The organism is Streptomyces sp. NPDC027189 (genome assembly GCF_055566975.1).
The window spans coordinates 1-1,654 of the sequence record NZ_JBVHRI010000084.1 but is presented as its reverse complement, the minus strand read 5'-3'; the positions used below and the strand labels follow the sequence as shown (position 1 = coordinate 1,654).

General features: G+C 70.6%; 1 protein-coding gene. It reads left to right on the top strand.

Going from position 1 to position 1,654, the window contains the following annotated elements; genetic code table 11:
- A partial coding sequence (locus ACZ4RZ_RS50285) for a condensation domain-containing protein (protein WP_467754377.1) occupies positions 1-1,654 on the top strand: 1,654 nt, incomplete at both ends.

Sequence of the window (1,654 nt, the reverse complement as noted above, 5' to 3'; positions counted from 1 at the left end):
CGTCTGGGCGGTCATTCCCTGCTCGCCACGAAGCTGGCCGGCCGCATCCGCACCACCCTCGGTGCGGAGCTGCCCATCCGTCAGCTCTTCGAGACTCGCACCGTCGCCGGCCTCGCCACCGCACTGGCGGCCGGGTCGCAGGACGTGCGCCGCGGCGTGGCCGTGGCGGATCCGCGACCGTCCCGCATCCCGTTGTCGTACGCACAGCAACGCCTCTGGTTCCTCAACCAGTTCGAGGGACCCAGCGCCACGTACAACGCCCCGGTAGCGCTGCGGCTGACCGGGCCGCTGGACCGCGAGGCGCTGCGACAGGCACTGGGGGACGTGGTAGGGCGGCACGAGAGTCTGCGCACCCTCTTCGCCGAGGACGCCGACGGGGCCAGGCAGATCGTCCTGTCCGAGGAGGAGGCCAGGCCGGAGCTGCCGATCGTGGAGGCGGACGAGGAGCGGCTGCGTGACGAACTCGCCGGGGCCGCGGGCCGACCCTTCGATCTCAGCGCCGAAATCCCCTTCCGGGCCACGCTGTTCGCGCTGTCGGAAGCGGACCACGTCCTGCTGCTCCTCACCCATCACATCGTGAGTGACGCGTGGTCGCGTGCCCCGCTGGCCCGTGACCTGACGGCGGCGTACGCGGCCCGCGCGGCCGGCGGGTCCCCGTCATGGGAGCCGCTCCCGGTGCAGTACGCGGACTACAGCCTCTGGCAGCGCGAGGTCCTCGGCTCCGAGGAGGACCCGGAGAGCGAGTTCTCCCGGCAACTCGCTTACTGGACCCAGAAGTTGGCCGGTCTGCCGGAGCAGCTGGAGCTGCCGTACGACCGTCCGCGCCCCTCCGTCGCCTCCCACCAGGGTGACCGCGTCGCCTTCAGCGTGCCCGCGGAACTCTATGCCCGGTTGAGCGACATGGCCCGGGATGCGCAGGCGAGTCCGTTCATGGTGCTCCAGGCCGGCCTCGCGGCACTCCTGACAAAGCTGGGCGCGGGCAATGACATCCCCATCGGGACACCCATCGCCGGCCGCACCGACGAAGCACTCGACGATCTGATCGGCGTCTTCCTGAACACGCTGGTGCTGCGCACGGACACCTCGGGGAACCCGACCTTCGCCGAGCTGGTGGCCCGGGTCCGTGAGACGAACCTAGGCGCGTACGCGCACCAGGACCTGCCGTTCGAGCGGCTCGTCGAGGCCATCAACCCGGAGCGCTCGCTCGCGCGGCACCCGCTCTTCCAGGTTCTGCTGACCCTCAACAACACGGACTATCAAGGGGCGTTGGACTCCCTGGGGGACCTGCCCGGCATCACCGCCGAGCGCGAGCCGGTCGAGACGTCCGTCGCCAAGTTCGACCTGGCTTTCGGCTTCACCGAACAGCATGACGAAGAGGGACAGGTTCGTGCCCTCAACGGTGTGCTGGAGTTCAGCACCGACCTGTTCGACCGCGCCACGGCCGCCGCACTCGTCGACCGCCTGCTGCGGCTCCTCGCCGGGGCCGTTGCCGAGCACGGGGCTCCCGTTGGCCGCGTCGACCTCCTCGGCGCGGGCGAGCGCGGTCGCATCCTCGAACTCTGGAATGACACGGCGTGTGAGGTGCCGGGGCGTTCGGTGGTGGAGCTGTTCGAGGAGCAGGTGGCGCGGACGCCGGATGCCGAGGCCGTGGTGG